Raw genomic sequence first — 16648 nt, forward strand, 5'->3', positions numbered from 1 at the left:
ATTGAAATCATGGCTTGCCCCGGCGGCTGTATTGGTGGCGGTGGACAACCGCAACCGACCAATGCCGAGGTACGTAAGCTCCGGATGGAAGCAACCTATCGTGCGGATTGCGACATGCCGATTCGCAAATCCCATGAGAATCCGGGCATCAAGAAGCTGTATGATGAATTCCTCATAGAGCCGCTTGGCGAAAAATCGCATCATCTGCTGCACACGCACTACTGTGAGCGTGGCAAATACCAAGAGGAAAATAAGTGCTGTAAGTAATCAAAAAGGGGCTGTCTGCCGGACAGCCCCTTTTCCGATGTTGACCGTGACCGTCGTTTCAAATGCCTGCCATCGCCTAGTACGAAATGCCATCAGTTGAGAAGGAACCGCGCTGCAGTTGTTGAAATATATAATGGTTTATAATAAGTTGGTCTTATCTTTTTGTATAGGTTATCCAAAGAGTCAGAATCCGAAGGGAGGGCAAAACCGTTCGTTAGAGGAGCATAGTTCAGTAACAGACGAAGTTGAGATCACCCGCGAGGAGTGAATTTTTGATGAGTGTACCACAGTTTTCGACCCGCATTATGAACACATCTGGAAACGTCATCAGAGAAGTGCTGAAATTAGCAGAGCAATCCCATATCATTTCTTTCGCAGGCGGTTTTCCGTCTCCTAATTCTTTTCCCGTTACTCAGGTCAATGAAATTATTAACGAATTATTGCAAAAAAGCGGTCCGGAAATCCTGCAATATGGTTCCAGTGAGGGTTTCCCCGCATTTCGTGAATACCTGGCTGCGTGGCTGACCGGGCAGGGCATTACCGCCACCCCGGACGAGGTATTGATCACCTCTGGTGCGCAGCAGGTTATTGACTATATGGCCAAAGCATTCCTGAACCCCGGTGACGGCGTCATAGTTGAAAACCCGACTTATCTCGCCGCCCTGAACGTATTTAAGAGCTATGAAGCCGAAATTATTCCGATTAACGGTGACGCTAACGGCGTAAATCTCGTGGAACTAGAGAAAGCGGCCGCTTCCGGAAAAGCGAAGATGGTTTATCTCGTTCCGACATTCGCGAACCCGACCGGGGTCACCACTCCGGTTGAAAGCCGCAAAAAAATTGTTGAAATCCTCGATAAATACGGGCTGATTATGCTGGAGGATGATCCTTACAGTCGTTTGCGCTATAGTGGTAATCCGCTCCCGGCTGTCAAGTCTTTCGACAAAACTGGGAATGTGGTCTATACCTCCAGTTTCTCGAAGCTTATCTCTCCGGGCATGCGGGTTGGCTATGTCACTGCCCGTCATGACATCCTGCGCAAACTGGTGCTTGGCAAACAGTGTACGGACGTACATACCAATAATATCGGCCAGCGCGTGGTGTTCGAGTTCTGCCGTCGCGGCATCCTGGAACCTCATATTGAGAAGATTATCGCACAATACAAAAAACAACGGGATTTAATGCTGGATATGTGTAAGCAGCATTTGCCTGCGGAGACGACCTGGAATGTTCCGGAGGGCGGTCTGTTCCTATGGCTTACTTTGCCAGGTGGAATTAATACCACCGATTTGCTGCCGATCGCCATTGAGCGTGAGAAAGTGGCCTTCATCCCCGGCAAACCGTTCTTTGCTGACGGCTCCGGCGAGAATTCCATGCGTCTGAATTTCAGTAACGCCAGTCCGGAGGGAATTGCGGAAGGTATGAAACGGCTGGGCGGCGTAATCAAAGAAATCCTGAAGAACAAGTAGAAGAACAGATAACAGGCAACGGAGTTGCCTGCGTCGGAGAACGCCCTTTCAGGAGGGCGTTCTCTACCATAGAGCTTCAAAACATCACTTTGTCTGTATAGGAGATCAAAACAATGTTCACAATCAAAGAGTTTCTGCGCAGCGAGGTAAAGCCGGCCCTGGGATGTACTGAGCCAGGCGCTGTTGCCCTGGCTGTTGCACGTGCTTGTGAAGAACTGCAAGACCGCTCCGCGATCGATTCGATTACGGTTAAAGTCAGTGATTCAATTTATAAGAACGGTATGGCGGTTGGCATTCCCGGCGCTTATGGTGCCAAAGGAAATGCGGTGGCCGCCGCCTTAGCTGCGCTATGCGGCAAATCAAGCTTTGGATTGGAGGCCCTCAAAGATTGTCGGCCGGAACTGGTACCACTAGCAGAGGCCATGGTCAGCAAAGGTCAGGTTCGTATCATGCGCTGTGCCGATTTGGAAGGGCTGTTAATTGACGCAACGGTCCAGTCAAAAATAGAAGAGGCCTGCTGTGTAATTATCGGAGGGCATACTAATATTGTTAAGGTCGAATACTGTGGCAAAGTTCTTTTTGAGTCTGATAACGTCCATCGAAACGCCAGTGCCACTGCTGCCACTAATAATTCAGCTGTTACTGACAACACCGCTGCTGCCGGCGCATCGCCCGATGCCATTTATCAACAGATGATCGGCAGTTATTTCATGGATATATTATCTCTGGCTGACAAAATTGACGAGGAAGACATCGTGCATTTGCTGAGCGGTGTGACAATGAACCGCAAAATGGCAGACTATGGTGTCTCGGATGCATTTACCGGCGGCATTGGGTTCGGCAAAAAGCTGAAAGACCTGATAGCTCGGGGGATTGTGGCCGATGACGTTATTAATCAGGCGAAGTATCTTTGTTATGCTGCTGCTGATGCCAGGATGGCCGGAGCTGCCTATCCCATCATGAGTAGCGCGGGCAGTGGCAATCATGGCATTGTCGCAATTCTGCCGGTGGCGATCGCTGCCGAACAGGCTGGCAAAAGCACGCGCGCCATGGCGGTAGCACTGGCAACCAGCCATGTAGTCACCGGATTTGTTAAGAGCAAGCTGGGCCGCCTTTCGCCGGTCTGCGGTTGCACCGTGGCGGCTGGATCCGGCGCCGCCGCAGGTCTAGTGCGTCTGTTTGGCGGAACAAACACGCAGATCGAGTTGGCGGTTAAGACGGTTCTTAGTTCCTTGGCAGGCATGGTTTGCGACGGCGCGAAAGGAAGCTGTTCTCTAAAAGTAGGCAATGCGGCCGGAGAAGCTTTTATGGCGTCCTATTTTGCGCTGGAGGGATTAGGGATTAGTACCTCCCAGGGAATCATTGACGCCTGCATTGAAAAGACGACCGATAATGTCGGCGTGCTAAATCGGGAAGGCATGGGCATGGTTGATAAGGTTCTGATTGGTATCATGGAGCAGCGCAGCCTCGCCTGATGCCAGTGTAGGAGCGCAGCCAAATTCAGCAAGCACGTCCAGAACAGTCATCATATTTTCATAAAATATGATGACTAATGCTTTTGCGGGGCATGTTGACAGCGCATGACGTACTGCTTGTCCTTCATCGGCAATGATTTCGACACCATTGCGCGATCTGGCTGACATGGCTCCCTCAAACACCAAGTTGGCCGTTGCGCCGTCTTTACGCCCGCGCCGGTCTGCATCTTCCTTAATGATCAAGTGATCACATCGTGTTCCAGCAACGATCCCAACCCTGCGGATCGTTTCATCAGAGCGGTCGCCTGGCACTGCCACCACCGCCCATAAGGAGGAGTGCGGTATTCTGTCGGCCGCTTCCAGAGCAATCGCGATCGCAGCCGGGTTATGCCCATAATCGACAATAACATTACAGTGATCATTACTGTAGCTATTGAAACGACCAGGATTGTGGTCAGCGTCATTGCCAAAAGCCTCCATCGCTTTTTCGACAGCTACCGGATTAATCCCGGCGGCAATGGCGGCTACCGCTGCTGCCAGGAGGTTTTGGATGTTGTGCAGGATCATTCCGCCATTTGTAGCTGGCAGCAACGTCACATTAAGATGCAGCAGACTTTCATAGCCACGTTGAACGCACAGATAGCTATTATCCGGATGACTGTTATCCAAATAGCCACAAAGATGATTTTCGTTAAGATTCTGCCTGATTAAAACGTTGTCCCGGCTAAGTGAAAAGTAAGCCGGCAAAGCTGGTGCTCTTTTGGCTAGTCCCGCAACCAGCGGATCATCGGCATTTAAGACCACACATCCATCAGGCAACACCCGCTCAGCTACAAGCGCTTTTAGATGAGCCAGGTCAGCCAGTGTCATAATGCCCTCACTGCCAAGGTGATCTTCGCTAATATTAGTGATGACCGCTACTTTGGCATAATCGTAGCCTAGTCCGCTATTTAGGATCCCGCCGCGGGCGACTTCCAGCACTGCAGCTTCTGTAGCGGGATCTCGCAAAATCATGGCGGCGCCACCCGGTCCGGCATAGTCTCCTTGTGCCAGCAGGCTGCCCCCCAAAAAGACGCCATCGGTAGAGCAGTAACCAGCGTTATATCCTGCTGCGGTAAAGGCAGCGGTAATGAGCCGCGTTACAGTGGTTTTGCCATTAGTACCGGTAACAGCCACCAGGGGAATGCGTCCAGGTTCCGGCAGCTCAAACAAATAGTCGACAATTTCCTTGCCGACATCGCGCTGCTGACCTTCGGCAGGGAAGAGATGCATCCGCAGCCCAGGTGCGGCGTTGATTTCGATCAATGTCATATTCTGGCCATTCGGCTTGCTGATATCTTCCGCAATCAAGTCGACACCGGCAATGTCCAGTCCGACGAGGCGCGCTGCCCGTATACAGGCCGCTGCCACTGATGGATGCACAGTATCAGTGACATCAATTGCCGTTCCGCCAATGCTCAGATTGGCGTGCCAGCGCAAAAAGGCTTTTTCGCCCGTTTTCAGCAGCGAATCAAAGGACAGATGCTGCTTTTGCAGGGTATCAGCCACTTTGCGATCTACTTTTATTTTGGTGAGCGGCTTTTCATGGTCAATACCCCGGCGCGGATCCGCATTGATTTCTTCGATCAATTCCGCGATCGTATGCATTCCGTCGCCAAAGGCACAAGGTGGCTGCCTTTCAGACGCTGCGGCTACTTTGCCGTTGACGATCACCAGGCGATAGTCTTTGCCGCAAATGTGCTTTTCGACCAAGATCCGCTTTGATAATTGCCGGGCGGCTTTATAAGCTGCCATAACTTCCGCCTTGTTTTCCAGGAACAGGCTGACGCCTTTGCCCTTGCAGCCATCAGCCGGTTTGACGACTACCGGATAACCGATCTGATCGGCGGCGCGATATGCTTCCGGCAGCGAACTGACGCAGCATCCTGGCGCAACAGGGAGCCCGGCTTTGGCCAACATCGCTTTGGTGAGTTCTTTATCAGTGGCGATATCAGCCGCAATTCCGGAAGTCAGAGAAGTTTCTGCTGCCTGAATCCGTTGAGCCCTGCAACCATATCCCAGTTGATAAAGCAGGGGGCTATCCAGCGCAATAACGGGTATATTCCTATCGGCAGCCGCTCTAAGAATGGCGGCCGAGCTGGGTCCCGGTTCAATTTCAGCCACCAGCTTCCGGAGCTTCTCCAGTTGATCGGTCAAGCAGGTTTTTTGGCCGCGAGCCAGACGGCGGACAGTCGCTACCGCCAAAGCAGCGACTTCCGGAGCGGTCTGCGCGTCCGAACAGTTGAACACGATGCGGTAGAGTCCTTTTTCATTGAGTGCCCGCGTCGTTCCATAGGCGACCTTAATGCCCACACTGTTATAGATCTCCAGCGCGACATGTTCCACGACATGCCCCAAATAGGTGCCGCTTTCCAGACGCTCGATAAACCCTCCGGGATGCCCCGGAGAACAAGTATGCTCGGCCAATCCCGGCAAAAGGGCGATCAGATTGTCTTTCAAATTACTGATACGGTCGGAAGTCTGATTAGCCATGGCGCCTAAATCAAGGTCAATAATCTGCACCGGCCGGTGACTATAGTAATTGGGACCCATAATTGTCCGCATGGCGGCGATGTGCAAAATAACCCTCCTCTTCCGGAAAGATGACGTTGCGCCCGGCTAAGTCATAGCCGTATCCTCTCGGTAGTATGTGCAGCCCGGCACCGATTACTGCCAGACTCTGATTTGGTTTGAGTTCTGAAATGTTCGTATGAACCATCGGACGTCCATCGATAATGGTAGCAGTTTGAGAACCGATCACACTCAGCACGCCCTCTGGCTGAATCCAGATCGCCGTGTCTTCATCAATCCCGATCCCCAAAACATACGGGTTTTGTGATACCGCCAGCATCAGGCGGCCAATGCGCCCTCTCTGAGCAAAATGCTGATCAATGACCACTTCGCGCAATAGGCCTAATCCCGGAGCCATTTTTAGCGTACACTTTTTGGGGGTTTCGTCATCCTGGCCCTCCACGATCATTAGATCTGACATTGCCGAAGCTCCGGCGCTAGTTCCGGCTACTACAATTCCTGCCCGGTATTTTTGAAACAAGGTTTCTTCCAAGGGAGTGCCGCCCAGTATGCTGGTAATACGCAGCTGATCCCCGCCCGTAAAAAACACTCCGGTAGAGTGTGCAATTTTTTCGCAATTGGCGGGAGCGTGCGCTTCAGCCCGGTTTTGAACGCGGCAAGCGGAGACGTGGGAGCATCCTAATCTCCCAAAAACATCCAAGTATTGAGCACCTGTTTCTTCTGGCAAAGCAGTAGCAGTGGTCATGATCACAATCCTGGCATCTGATCCGCCTGCGAGGTTAATAAAGGCTTTTAAAATGGTGCATTCGTTTTCTTTATCTTCAGCACCGCCGATAATCACGAGATTCCCTGCGACTTTCCCGCCCATAACTGCCTCCCAATCTGCGCATCACTTGCAGAGCTATTTTGGGATATTTTTTGTTCAATTATACAAATTCAGGATTCTAAAGCGCTAAATTAGCAGGGAACGTCAACTGAGTGTCGAACATAAAATGAGTGTCAAACATTGAAATAGTTTATTATCTAATCCGATTGATTTGGGGGTGTTAAAATGCCAACACCTGCCCAGAACGGAAAGATCATGCCGCTGAATCTCAAGTCATCAGATTCCGTACAAAATCTGGCAAAACTAGCTTTGATTGATGATGTCACTGGCCTGCATAATCGGCGCTTTCTTTTTAACTATCTCGATCGCATTGTTGACGATAATGCATCGGGATGTTTGTCTTTATCAATTATCGATATTGACTTTTTTAAGGCGGTCAATGATAGCTATGGACACCTATGCGGCGACGCGGTTTTAGCCAGCTTTGCTGCTTTCCTCAAAAACCACCTGCGTAAAGAAGACACTGCCGTGCGTTACGCCGGCGATGAATTCGTGTTGCTTTTCCCCGACACTTCCTTAGAGGCTACCTCAGGTATCATGAACAGGCTTTGTGCCGATACAGCGGCGCACCTTTTTGCGAGTGATTTGCTGGGACGCAAGATCCGCATTACGTTTAGTGCCGGTTTTGAATGTTTGACTCAGGATGCCGGTTTGGGCAGCGGCAAGGAACTGTTGCGTAAAGCCGATGCCGCTTTATATATGGCGAAAAAGCGAGGGCGCAATCAAGTGTGCAGCGCCAGCGATTTATCATCGAGCCCGGATTCCATGCTGAACTTTAGCGATGCGTTTCACTCCGACGAAATTATCGGCCGTAGTTACGCTCTTAGTCAGATGCGATCCCAGTTATGCTCGGTCAGGGAAGGGCACGGCTGGTTTACCTTACTTTCAGGAGAAACAGGAGTTGGCAAATCACGTTGCGCCGATTATTTGCAAGATGTTGCTGTGCGCGACGGCTTTACCATTTTGGCCGGCAGCTGCCACGATCATACAGCGGCGATGCCTTATTGGGCAGTCACGGATCTGCTCCGGGATTCACTCTTATCTGGCGAAACACTTAATTTGGAGCAGCTGGCCGGTTTTTTGCCGTCGCTGGGCAATCTGCTTCCGGAAGTGGAGAATTTGGCTGCGGGGGCTCCTCTGATTACGAAAACTTTGATGCCACAGGAGCGTAACGTATTCTTCGGAGGGATATGTCGTTATTTAGCCAGTCTGGCGGAAAGCACTCCATTGCTCATCAGAATTGAGGATGTGCAATGGATCGATCAAAGTTCAGCTCAATTCCTGGCCTTCTTTATCAGACAGATCGCGGACAAACCGATTCAGGTGCTTTGTACTTACTCGCCAGAAGAGGTATTGACGACACCCGATCTGGAGCATCCGCTCACACTGCTGAAAAATGTGCTGGCTCGCGAAACTAATTATAGCCATATTCATCTGGATCGTTTACAACAAGTTGAAGTAGCTGGCCTAATCTGCCGGATACTTGGAGCTGACGGTGTTTCAGATAATTTTACCGCTTATATTTATCGCGAATCGGAAGGCAACCCCTTTTTTGTCGAGCAAATCCTCAAAACGCTTTATGATGAAGGAACAATCTATCCTTCAGATGAAGGATGGGAAAGAGAGCGTATTGAAAATTTAACGCTGCCGCCTTCAATTAGGGATCTTTTCCGTAAGCGCATCAGCCGCGTAAACGACCAAACCAGGGAAGTGCTTTCACAGGCTGCTGTCATTGGCGAGGTGTTCGAATTTGACATCCTCAGGCAGATTTCCGGATTAAACGAAGGCTATTTGTTGGATGTTCTTGATGAGGCCATTGGAGCACAACTTGTTGAGGAGCATTCCAAAGACGGTGAGCGTTACCGCTTCACCCACGGTAAAATCATGCAGGTTCTTTACGAAGAGATGACTGTGCGCCGGCGCAAAATGCTACACTTACGCATTGCCGAGTTGTTGGAGCAATTTGATCAAGGCAGTAGCGTGTTTGCCCGCTTAAGCTGGCATTTTTACAAAGGCGGCCACGGCGAAAAAGCCTGTGATTATTCTCTGCTGGCAGCACAAAGAGCGATCGATCTGCTAGCATTTAATGAAGCCCTAAGCCAGCTGAAGACGGTCGAAGAACTGCTGGCCGAAGGCGTCACAATTTCTGATGAGCAACGTTTGCTGTATCTTCTGATTGAAGGCCGCGCTTTATTTGAAACAGGAAAATACCTGCAGGCCATCAGTGGATTAGAAGAAGCCAAGAAATTGGCAGTTGCTGCAGACGATCGGATCTCAATAATTAATGCCTTGATTTTAATGGCCATGTGTGAAGAACGCTTGGGTGAGCACGATATTGTTTTTGCGCATCTTGACGAAGCCATCGATTATGCCAGACGGGAAAATGTGAACCCGGAGCTTTTTGCTCGTATTTATCGCATCTACGGCATGATCTATCTTCAGAAAGGCGAAATGAAGCAAGCTCTGGAGTATGCTCTGAAGCAATTAGAGAAGGCGAAGGCAGCCCAATCTGTCTATGATGAGCGGTTATCTTTTCTGTTGCTGGGCTCCATTTACTTCGGGTGGGATGTTCATGACAAGGCCGCGCAGTATTTTGAAGAAGGCTTGCGGTTGGCTCCTGTAGAAAGCGATTCCATTGAGCCGCACTTCATCAATAACCTGGGAGTTCTGGCCTACTATCGTGGTGACTGGGACGAAGCCGATTCCCATTACCATCGCGGATTAGTCATTGCCCGTAGACTCGGAGACCTGCATCAGGAAATGATCTTGCTAATCAATTGCAGTGAGTTGCAGATTTGCAGAGGTCAGATTGCGGAAGCTGAAAAAACCATGCACAATGTCACGCAGTTGGTTAAAGAAATGAAATCCAAAGAACTTTATGGGCATGCCAAACTAAATGAAGGCTTGCTGAATATCAGGAAGAGGCTGCCGAAAGAGGCATTGGAAGCATTTGATGCCGCTCTCGTTTCCTTTACGGCCATGAATTCCAAGAATTACGGCTCAGTAACGCAAGTCTACCGTGCTCTGGCACTGATTATTCTGGAAAGGTATGCGGAAGCCGCTCAATCTCTGGAGCGCGCGGAGCAGCTGGCCAAAGAAGCTGACAGTAAGGCGAGTCTGGCGATGACGGTTCTGGTATCAGCTTTTGCGGATTTCCGGCAGCGGAAATTTCAGGATGCTAATCGCAAGTTAAATGAGAGTAAGCGTTATTACAGGCATGTAAAACGCCCATTTCAGGAAGCGCTCATCGAATTACTGGAAGCGCTCTTGATCCTACATGTCGGCGCTGATAAGCGGACTGCTTTCAAGAAGCTTGATAAGGCGGCCGAGATATTTGAAAGACTGCGCACTCCCGAATTGGAGACTGTGAACAACCTTAAAAGTGTCTGGAGTGAGAAACTTAATTAGTGACAGGGGCTGTCAAGTGACAGCCTTTTTTCATGTGGGGTGTGACAATTCTGAGGATATGCTAAGATTATTAGATGTGCTATGATTAGGATAATCGCAAATGGAGGTGTAAGATATTGCCCGCAAAAATCATTGATGGCCGTTCGATCGCGGCGGAGCTGGAAAGAAAGGTAGCCGTAGAGGCAGCGCAGCTCGCGGCCGCTGGAATAGTACCTGGTCTGGCCGTTGTGCTTGTCGGAGATGATCCAGCGTCCCGGGTGTACGTTAATTCCAAGAGAAAGGCTTGTCAGCGCTGCGGAATCCACTCTGAAGAAATCAAGATGCCTGCCACAGCCAGCACGGCGGAAATTGTGGCACAAGTTGAGCAACTCAATCAGAGCAAAGATATTCACGGAATTTTGGTGCAGTTGCCGATGCCTGCCGGAATTGACGAACAGCAGGTGATTAACAGTGTGCATCCTTCCAAAGATGTTGATGGTTTTCATCCGGCCAGTCTTGGCAGACTGTTTTCTGACGATCCACTCTTTGTTCCGTGTACCCCAGCGGGAATCATGGATTTGGTCAAATCCACCGGAATTGAGATCAAAGGAAAAGAATGCGTGGTCGTTGGACGCAGTCTCATCGTTGGGAAGCCAATCAGTATGTTGTTACTGCGCGAGCATGGTACCGTAACGATCGCTCATTCCCGCACCGCCAACTTGACGGAGGTGTGTCGGCGCGCCGATATTCTGGTCGTAGCCGTAGGACGCCCGCAACTGGTGACAGGCAGCATGATTAAACCCGGTGCCGTCGTCATTGATGTTGGCACCAACAAGGTCAATGACCGTCTGGTGGGGGATGTTAACTTTGAGGAAGCTGCCGCTGTCGCCAGTTATATCACGCCGGTACCAGGCGGAGTCGGGCCAATGACCATCGCAAAATTGATGGAGAACACCGTTTTAGCAGCCAGGTTGGCCAAGAGATAATTTGGGGTGAGAATTTTGAGACAGACGGTCTACGTAGTCGGACATAAAAACCCGGATACGGATTCAGTTTGTTCTGCATTAGGCTACGCCGCCCTTAAGAGAGGTCTCGGTTTTCCGGATTATTTTGCCGCCAGGGCAGGGGTTGTTGGTACGGAGGCACGCTTTCTGCTGCGTCGTTTCGGATTGGACGCCCCGCTTTATCTGCCGGATGTTAAAACAAAAGTGCAAGATGTGATGAAAACCGATCTATTATCGGTACCGATGGATGCGCCCATCAAACAAGTCTATCATCGCTTGCAGGAAACGCACGGAAAACTGGCCGTCATCCAGCGTCCCGATGGTAGTCTGGGCGGAATTGTGACTAACTCGGATCTGGCGATGGCCTTTATGGGTGCGGTAGAATCAGATCAGCATTATCTGCGCTTCAGTCTCAGGACATTGCTGGATGTCATGCAGGGTACGCTTTTATGCGGTGACATTGACGCGGTTGTGAGCGGCCAGATTTTCATTGCGGCGATGTCTCCGCCCACAATGAAGCGGTTCTTACAGCCTGGCGCAATCATCATTACCGGCGATCGCACCGAGGCTCAAAAAATTGCGGCCGAGGTTTCGGCCTGCCTGATCATAACCGGTAACGCCAAGATAGATCCAGAAGTACTGGCGATCGCGTCTCAAAGGAATATGCCCGTGATCGTGGCACCGGGAGACACCTATATGGCAGTCCGCAATGTGGGATTGAGTCGTGCGGTCAGCGATGTCATGAATCAGGAGCCGATTGTGTTTGCTCCAGAAGATCTGTTATCAGATGTCATTAAGCAAACCCGTGAAGCCAGACACCGCGTTTATCCGGTCGTCAACGAAAAAAGCCGTATGGTGGCGGGTGCGCTGTTTCGCGACGACTTATTTGGCAATTCCGGACGCAATCTGGTGCTGGTGGATCACAATGAAAAAAGTCAGGCAGTGTCAGGAATTGAAGAAGCCAAAATACTGGAGATCATTGATCATCATCGACTGGGAGATATCCAAACCAGCGGTCCAGTATTAGTGCGCAATGAGCCGGTTGGCAGTACCGCGACGATTGTGACCAAAATAGCGCGGGAGAATGCCTACGATCTGCCAGGCGAAATTTGCGGGGCACTGCTGGGTGCGATCCTTTCTGACACACTGGTGTTTCGGTCGCCAACCTGCACCGATATGGATCGGGAAATGGCCAACTATCTGGCCGGAAGATGCGGTGAGGATCCCGAAAAACTGGGGTTTGAGATGCTGCGCGCTGGTTCGGAGGTGGAAGGTTTGCCGGCCGATCAGTTGATCCGCTACAATCTTAAGGAATACCATATTGGAGGTAATCGCGCGGCAGTCGGACAATGTGAAGTTGTGGACACGAGTCGCTTGTTGACGCGCAAAGATGAAATCTTGACTGAAATGGATGCCCTCTGTCAAAGCCGTGATCTAGCTGTCATGATTATGATGTTTACTGAAATTATGCGGCGCGGTACGCATCTGTTGATCACCGGGCCAGAAAAGGCTTTAATTGCCGCAGCCTTCAAACAAAAATTTGATCCGGAAGGCTTTTTCCTTCCTGGGGTGTTGTCCCGCAAAATGCAGATCATTCCCAAAGTAACGGTTGCTTTGGGCGGGTAAAAATGATTTTGATCGGCAGCGTTGCGGCAGGACTTTTTGCTTGGATACCGAATAGCTTGCCTGATAGGCCGGTTCGTGGTTGAGCCGGCTTTTTATGGGAAGTATTATGTATACAGTATTACGGCTACAACTGATAGCCGTGACCCCGTCGATAATTAGGACGCAATTATAACGGCTGAGGAGAGATTATCATGCGCTTTAGTGAAAGAGCCCGGGCGATCACACCATCGTCAACCTTCGCATTTGATGCCAGAGCCAAGGAAATGGTCCGGAAAGGAATTGATGTCGTTAGCTTCGGAACAGGAGAGCCGGATTTTGATACTCCGAAGCTGATTCAGGATGCTGGTATTGAAGCAATCCAGAAAGGTGTCACCAGATACACTCCGGTGGCTGGTTTGCTGCCTTTGCGGGAAGCAATCTGCCGGAAAATGAAGGAAGATCATGGCTTAAGCTATGAGCCTTCGCAGGTCTTGGTGTCCTCTGGTGCTAAAATGTCACTTTATATTGCTTTCCAGGTCCTGCTATCCCCTGGTGACGAAGTACTTATTCCCGCACCGTATTGGGTGAGCTATGTTGAGCAGGTCAAATTGGCAGACGGAGTACCAGTCATTGTACCGAGCACCGAAAAAGATGGCTTCCGTATCAAGCCTGAAGCACTGCGCAAGTACATTACTCCGAAAACCCGCGTATTGCTGCTGAACAGTCCGTCGAATCCTTCCGGCGCTGTGTATACCGAAGCCGAAATCAGAGCTGTTGCCGAGGTGGCCTGCGAACACGATTTGACGATTGTTTCTGATGAGATTTACGAAAAATTAATCTATGATGGCAACAGCCATTTTTCGATTGCACAGGTTAGTCCGGAGCTGCAAGATCGCACCATCCTGATTAACGGTGTGTCCAAAACCTATGCCATGACCGGCTGGCGTATTGGATACGCGGTCGGCCCGAAAGAAGCCATTAAACTAATGTCCAATTTACAGGGGCATAGTACTTCCAATGCTTCATCCATTGGCCAGTACGCCAGTATTACAGCCTTAACTGGCTCCCAGGATGCTTTCCGCACCATGAAAGCCGAGTTCGAAAAGCGTCGTAATCTCATGGTGGAGCGCGTGAATAAGATTCCCGGATTCAGTTGTCGCAAACCGGAAGGGGCTTTCTACGTTTTCGCCAACATCTCAGAGTTGCTGCACAAAACATTGAGCGGCGTAACCATCAATTCTGGCGATGATCTGGCGGATGTCCTGCTGGATCATGCCCATGTAGCAGTTATCCCGGGATCCGGTTTCGGAATGCCTGATTTTGTAAGGTTCTCCTATGCCACTTCGATCAACCGGATTGAAGAAGGATTGGATCGCATTAGAGAATACCTCTCCCTGCAATTGAATCTGGAAAAAGTAGTCTGATTGCAATAGTTGATCGAGACCGCATCATTGAAAATGACAAAAAACTCAATTGATCAATTGTTGACACAGAGCTGCCATACTTTTGTCTGGCAGCTCTAACTTTATGAAGCAAATTATGGTACGATCAGAAATACGAGAGACAATAAGAGAGCGTACTCCGGGGAACAGGAAGGGGAGAGGAATTCATGATGCAGACGCGCTTTGGTAAAGTGGTCGCGATCATCTCCCAAGGGGATCAGCTCAGTGAGATCATGACAGAAGTGGAAGGCCGGATGGAAAAAGCATATGTTTACCCGCAGTTAACGGGGAACCCGCAACCCGGGGAGACGGTTTTGTTGAACACTACCGCCGTTCGTCTGGGCCTTGGCAGCGGCGGCCGGCATTTTGTGCAGCTGATCGTTGGCAGAGAGCAGCACGAATTAGACGGTCCCGGGCACATCATGAAGCTCCGCTACACTCCCTGGCAGCTAAAATGCCAGACTATTGACGAACCGGGGACAGCCGGTCATGAAGCCTTAAAGGACGGGGGCAATCTGGAGGGCATGCCGGTGGTCGTCGCCGAACTGCATAGTCAATTGGCACCCATATGTCTGATGGCCAAAGAACATAGCTCCTGTAAGATTCGACTCGTTTACATTATGCCGGATTGGGCCGCACTACCAATCGCGCTCAGTAATACAGTCCGGCAACTGCAAAGCCAGGGTTTGATTGATCACACGATTACATATGGACACGCTTTTGGCGGGGATGCTGAGGCGGTCAATATTTTCAGCGCTTTGCTGGCCGCCCGGAAAGTTTTTCATGCCGATGTGGCAGTTGTCGCTATGGGACCTGGAATTGTCGGGACTGGCACGAAATATGGATTCTCAGGCATCGAACAAGGTCCGGCGCTCGATGCGGTCGCCTTGATGGGCGGAAAGGCGATCGCACCGCTACGCATCGGCTTTGGGGATCAGCGGGAGCGGCATTATGGTATTAGCCATCATTCACTGACTGTGCTGGCAGAGATCGTCCAAAACAAAGTCAGGGTGCCATTACCAGTGCTCTCGGGCGACAAAAGCATAGTTATATATAGTCAGCTGACCGCCGCCGGGATTGCCGTAAAACATCATTTGGTTGAGGTAGACGCCACCGCGACTCTTGATTTGATGAAAACCCGTCAACTGAATGTTACGACGATGGGCCGGGGCCTACGCGCAGAACCTGAGTTTTTTATGAGTGCTGGCGCGGCTGGGATTTTAGCCGCACGGGAGGCAAAAGGATGGAGTTAAGAGAGACTCTAATTGGCAGTGAGTATTTCTTTCACGGCATGATTAATATGCGGCTCGACCAGGTGCGGACGCCCAATGGCAGCATCGCGCAGAGAGTGGTCGCGGAACATCCAGGGGCAGCCGCGATTGTGACAGTAAATCAGGACGGCCGTTTGGTGCTGGTCAGGCAGTACCGGCATCCGATCGGGCGAGAATTGCTTGAAATCCCGGCCGGTAAGCTGGACGGTGGCGAACCGCCCGAACAATGTGCGGTCCGCGAATTATCTGAAGAAACCGGATTACAGCCGATTGAACTGCTTGAGCTCGGCAAGATTGTGACCGCTCCCGGGTTTTGCAATGAGGGAATTACCTTGTTTTTCGCCCGGGGAGTGCCACAGCAGGGTGCGAAGGCTTCCCAGGATGCAGATGAATTTATAGAAATCGAGCTGCTTGAGGTCGAACAGGCTTTTAGTGCGATCACCCAAGGACAAATCATTGATGCCAAAACGATCTGCGGCCTAATGATGGCGCGCTCCAAAGGACTGCTTTAGGAATGCTATGGTGGCAAAGCGCAGGCAACGCAGGCCCACTTAAAATAATGTAATAATTTAGACCATCGGCACGTAAGCATGTACCAGATAGGAGGGCGTTGCCGGTGGTTTTTTGGCTTAAAATGAAGCAACAAATCGGGGATTACATATCTAACCATGCCACTTATTTCATCGTGGCTACAGTCATGCTGGTCATGGGCATCGTCTTCGGCGCGCTGGCTGTCAAGATCCTTAACCCGGGTCAACGCGGCGAACTTTGGCAGTACCTGGCGGCTTTCTTCGACAAGATGGATAGTCGTGAGACGATTGCTGCTCCAATTTTGCTTCGGAATTCGTTGCTTGGCCACTTTCGGACCTTGGCGCTAATTACGGTGCTGGGCTTGTCAGTAATCGGCTCTCCGCTGATTTTGCTTTTTCTTTTTACAAGGGGCTTTGTGATAGGGTTTTCAGTCGGTTTTCTGGTGGACCAGATAGTGTTCAAGGGAGTGCTGTTATCCATAGTCGCCGTTTTACCTCAGAATTTCTTGATTGTGCCTGCCTTGTTGCTCTCGAGCGTTGCCTGCCTGGACTTTTCGATCATTTTAGTGCGGGGGCGTCTCAAAAATCGAGGTATGGACCGTCTCCATGATCTAATGGCCACCGGTGGAGCAGTTTTGGTCTCCGGAATAATCCTGATACTGGCCAGTTTGATTGAAGCTTATATCAGCCCTGCTTTTTTATCGCTGTTCGGCAGATGGCTAATCTGATGTCATTAATTCG

Annotated in this window: 12 protein-coding genes; 10 read left to right on the forward strand and 2 right to left on the reverse strand. The window is 50.5% G+C overall.

The genetic code is table 11. The features are described from left to right. From B2633_RS09105 to B2633_RS09115, 3 genes are all read left to right on the forward strand, one after another. On the forward strand, nucleotides 1–267 hold a 267-nt coding region (locus B2633_RS09105), incomplete at its 5' end, for an iron hydrogenase small subunit (RefSeq protein WP_483170290.1). Nucleotides 268–542: 275 nt separating this feature from the next. Next, nucleotides 543–1736, forward strand: coding sequence for an aminotransferase-like domain-containing protein (locus B2633_RS09110; protein ID WP_483170291.1), 1194 nt, complete (start codon nucleotides 543–545; stop codon nucleotides 1734–1736). Between the two features lie 113 nt (nucleotides 1737–1849). Beyond that, on the forward strand, nucleotides 1850–3211 hold the full coding sequence (locus B2633_RS09115; RefSeq protein ID WP_483170293.1) for an L-cysteine desulfidase family protein: 1362 nt from the start codon (nucleotides 1850–1852) through the stop codon (nucleotides 3209–3211). On the opposite strand, the gene cphA is transcribed toward B2633_RS09115, so the two are convergent. Further along, nucleotides 3140–5830, reverse strand: coding sequence for a cyanophycin synthetase (gene cphA / locus B2633_RS09120; protein ID WP_483170294.1), 2691 nt, complete (start codon nucleotides 5828–5830; stop codon nucleotides 3140–3142). The genes B2633_RS09115 and cphA overlap by 72 nt on opposite strands. Further along, a complete protein-coding gene (locus tag B2633_RS09125) occupies nucleotides 5784–6650 on the reverse strand; it encodes a cyanophycinase (protein ID WP_483170295.1) in 867 nt (288 codons plus the stop codon). Before B2633_RS09125 ends, cphA begins: the two co-directional genes overlap by 47 nt. Nucleotides 6651–6833: 183 nt before the next feature. Between B2633_RS09125 and B2633_RS09130 the strand changes: the two genes are divergently transcribed. From B2633_RS09130 to spoIIM, 7 genes are all read left to right on the forward strand, one after another. Beyond that, nucleotides 6834–10076, forward strand: coding sequence for a diguanylate cyclase (locus B2633_RS09130; protein WP_483170296.1), 3243 nt, complete (start codon nucleotides 6834–6836; stop codon nucleotides 10074–10076). Nucleotides 10077–10192: 116 nt separating this feature from the next. Continuing rightward, nucleotides 10193–11041: a bifunctional methylenetetrahydrofolate dehydrogenase/methenyltetrahydrofolate cyclohydrolase FolD gene (gene folD, locus B2633_RS09135; RefSeq protein WP_483170297.1), complete on the forward strand. Its 849-nt coding sequence runs from the start codon at nucleotides 10193–10195 to the stop codon at nucleotides 11039–11041. A 6-nt stretch (nucleotides 11042–11047) separates the two neighbouring features. After that, nucleotides 11048–12685, forward strand: a complete 1638-nt coding sequence (locus tag B2633_RS09140) for a putative manganese-dependent inorganic diphosphatase (RefSeq protein WP_483170298.1) — start codon at nucleotides 11048–11050, stop codon at nucleotides 12683–12685. A 191-nt stretch (nucleotides 12686–12876) separates the two neighbouring features. Beyond that, nucleotides 12877–14088: a pyridoxal phosphate-dependent aminotransferase gene (locus B2633_RS09145; protein ID WP_483170299.1), complete on the forward strand. Its 1212-nt coding sequence runs from the start codon at nucleotides 12877–12879 to the stop codon at nucleotides 14086–14088. Nucleotides 14089–14273: 185 nt separating this feature from the next. Then, nucleotides 14274–15359 (forward strand): DUF3866 family protein, encoded by a 1086-nt coding sequence (locus tag B2633_RS09150; protein WP_483170301.1) that lies wholly within the window; start codon nucleotides 14274–14276, stop codon nucleotides 15357–15359. Then, nucleotides 15350–15889: an NUDIX hydrolase gene (locus B2633_RS09155; protein ID WP_483170302.1), complete on the forward strand. Its 540-nt coding sequence runs from the start codon at nucleotides 15350–15352 to the stop codon at nucleotides 15887–15889. Before B2633_RS09150 ends, B2633_RS09155 begins: the two co-directional genes overlap by 10 nt. A 122-nt stretch (nucleotides 15890–16011) precedes the next feature. After that, a complete protein-coding gene (spoIIM, locus tag B2633_RS09160; protein WP_483170304.1) occupies nucleotides 16012–16635 on the forward strand; it encodes a stage II sporulation protein M in 624 nt (207 codons plus the stop codon). Nucleotides 16636–16648: the final 13 nt, after the last annotated feature.

This window comes from Syntrophomonas sp. UBA1041 (assembly GCF_002316705.1).
In the GTDB taxonomy this organism is placed as follows: Bacteria; Bacillota; Syntrophomonadia; order Syntrophomonadales; family Syntrophomonadaceae; genus DTU019.

What these genes read in the sequence shown, in the direction of transcription:
- B2633_RS09110 (WP_483170291.1), top strand. Translation starts at nt 543, where the DNA reads ATGAGTGTACCACAGTTTTCGACCCGCATTATGAACACATCTGGAAAC.
- B2633_RS09115 (WP_483170293.1), top strand. Translation starts at nt 1,850, where the DNA reads ATGTTCACAATCAAAGAGTTTCTGCGCAGCGAGGTAAAGCCGGCCCTG.
- B2633_RS09125 (WP_483170295.1), bottom strand. Translation starts at nt 6,650, where the DNA reads ATGGGCGGGAAAGTCGCAGGGAATCTCGTGATTATCGGCGGTGCTGAA.
- B2633_RS09130 (WP_483170296.1), top strand. Translation starts at nt 6,834, where the DNA reads ATGCCAACACCTGCCCAGAACGGAAAGATCATGCCGCTGAATCTCAAG.
- B2633_RS09145 (WP_483170299.1), top strand. Translation starts at nt 12,877, where the DNA reads ATGCGCTTTAGTGAAAGAGCCCGGGCGATCACACCATCGTCAACCTTC.
- B2633_RS09150 (WP_483170301.1), top strand. Translation starts at nt 14,274, where the DNA reads ATGATGCAGACGCGCTTTGGTAAAGTGGTCGCGATCATCTCCCAAGGG.
- B2633_RS09155 (WP_483170302.1), top strand. Translation starts at nt 15,350, where the DNA reads ATGGAGTTAAGAGAGACTCTAATTGGCAGTGAGTATTTCTTTCACGGC.
- spoIIM (WP_483170304.1), top strand. Translation starts at nt 16,012, where the DNA reads ATGAAGCAACAAATCGGGGATTACATATCTAACCATGCCACTTATTTC.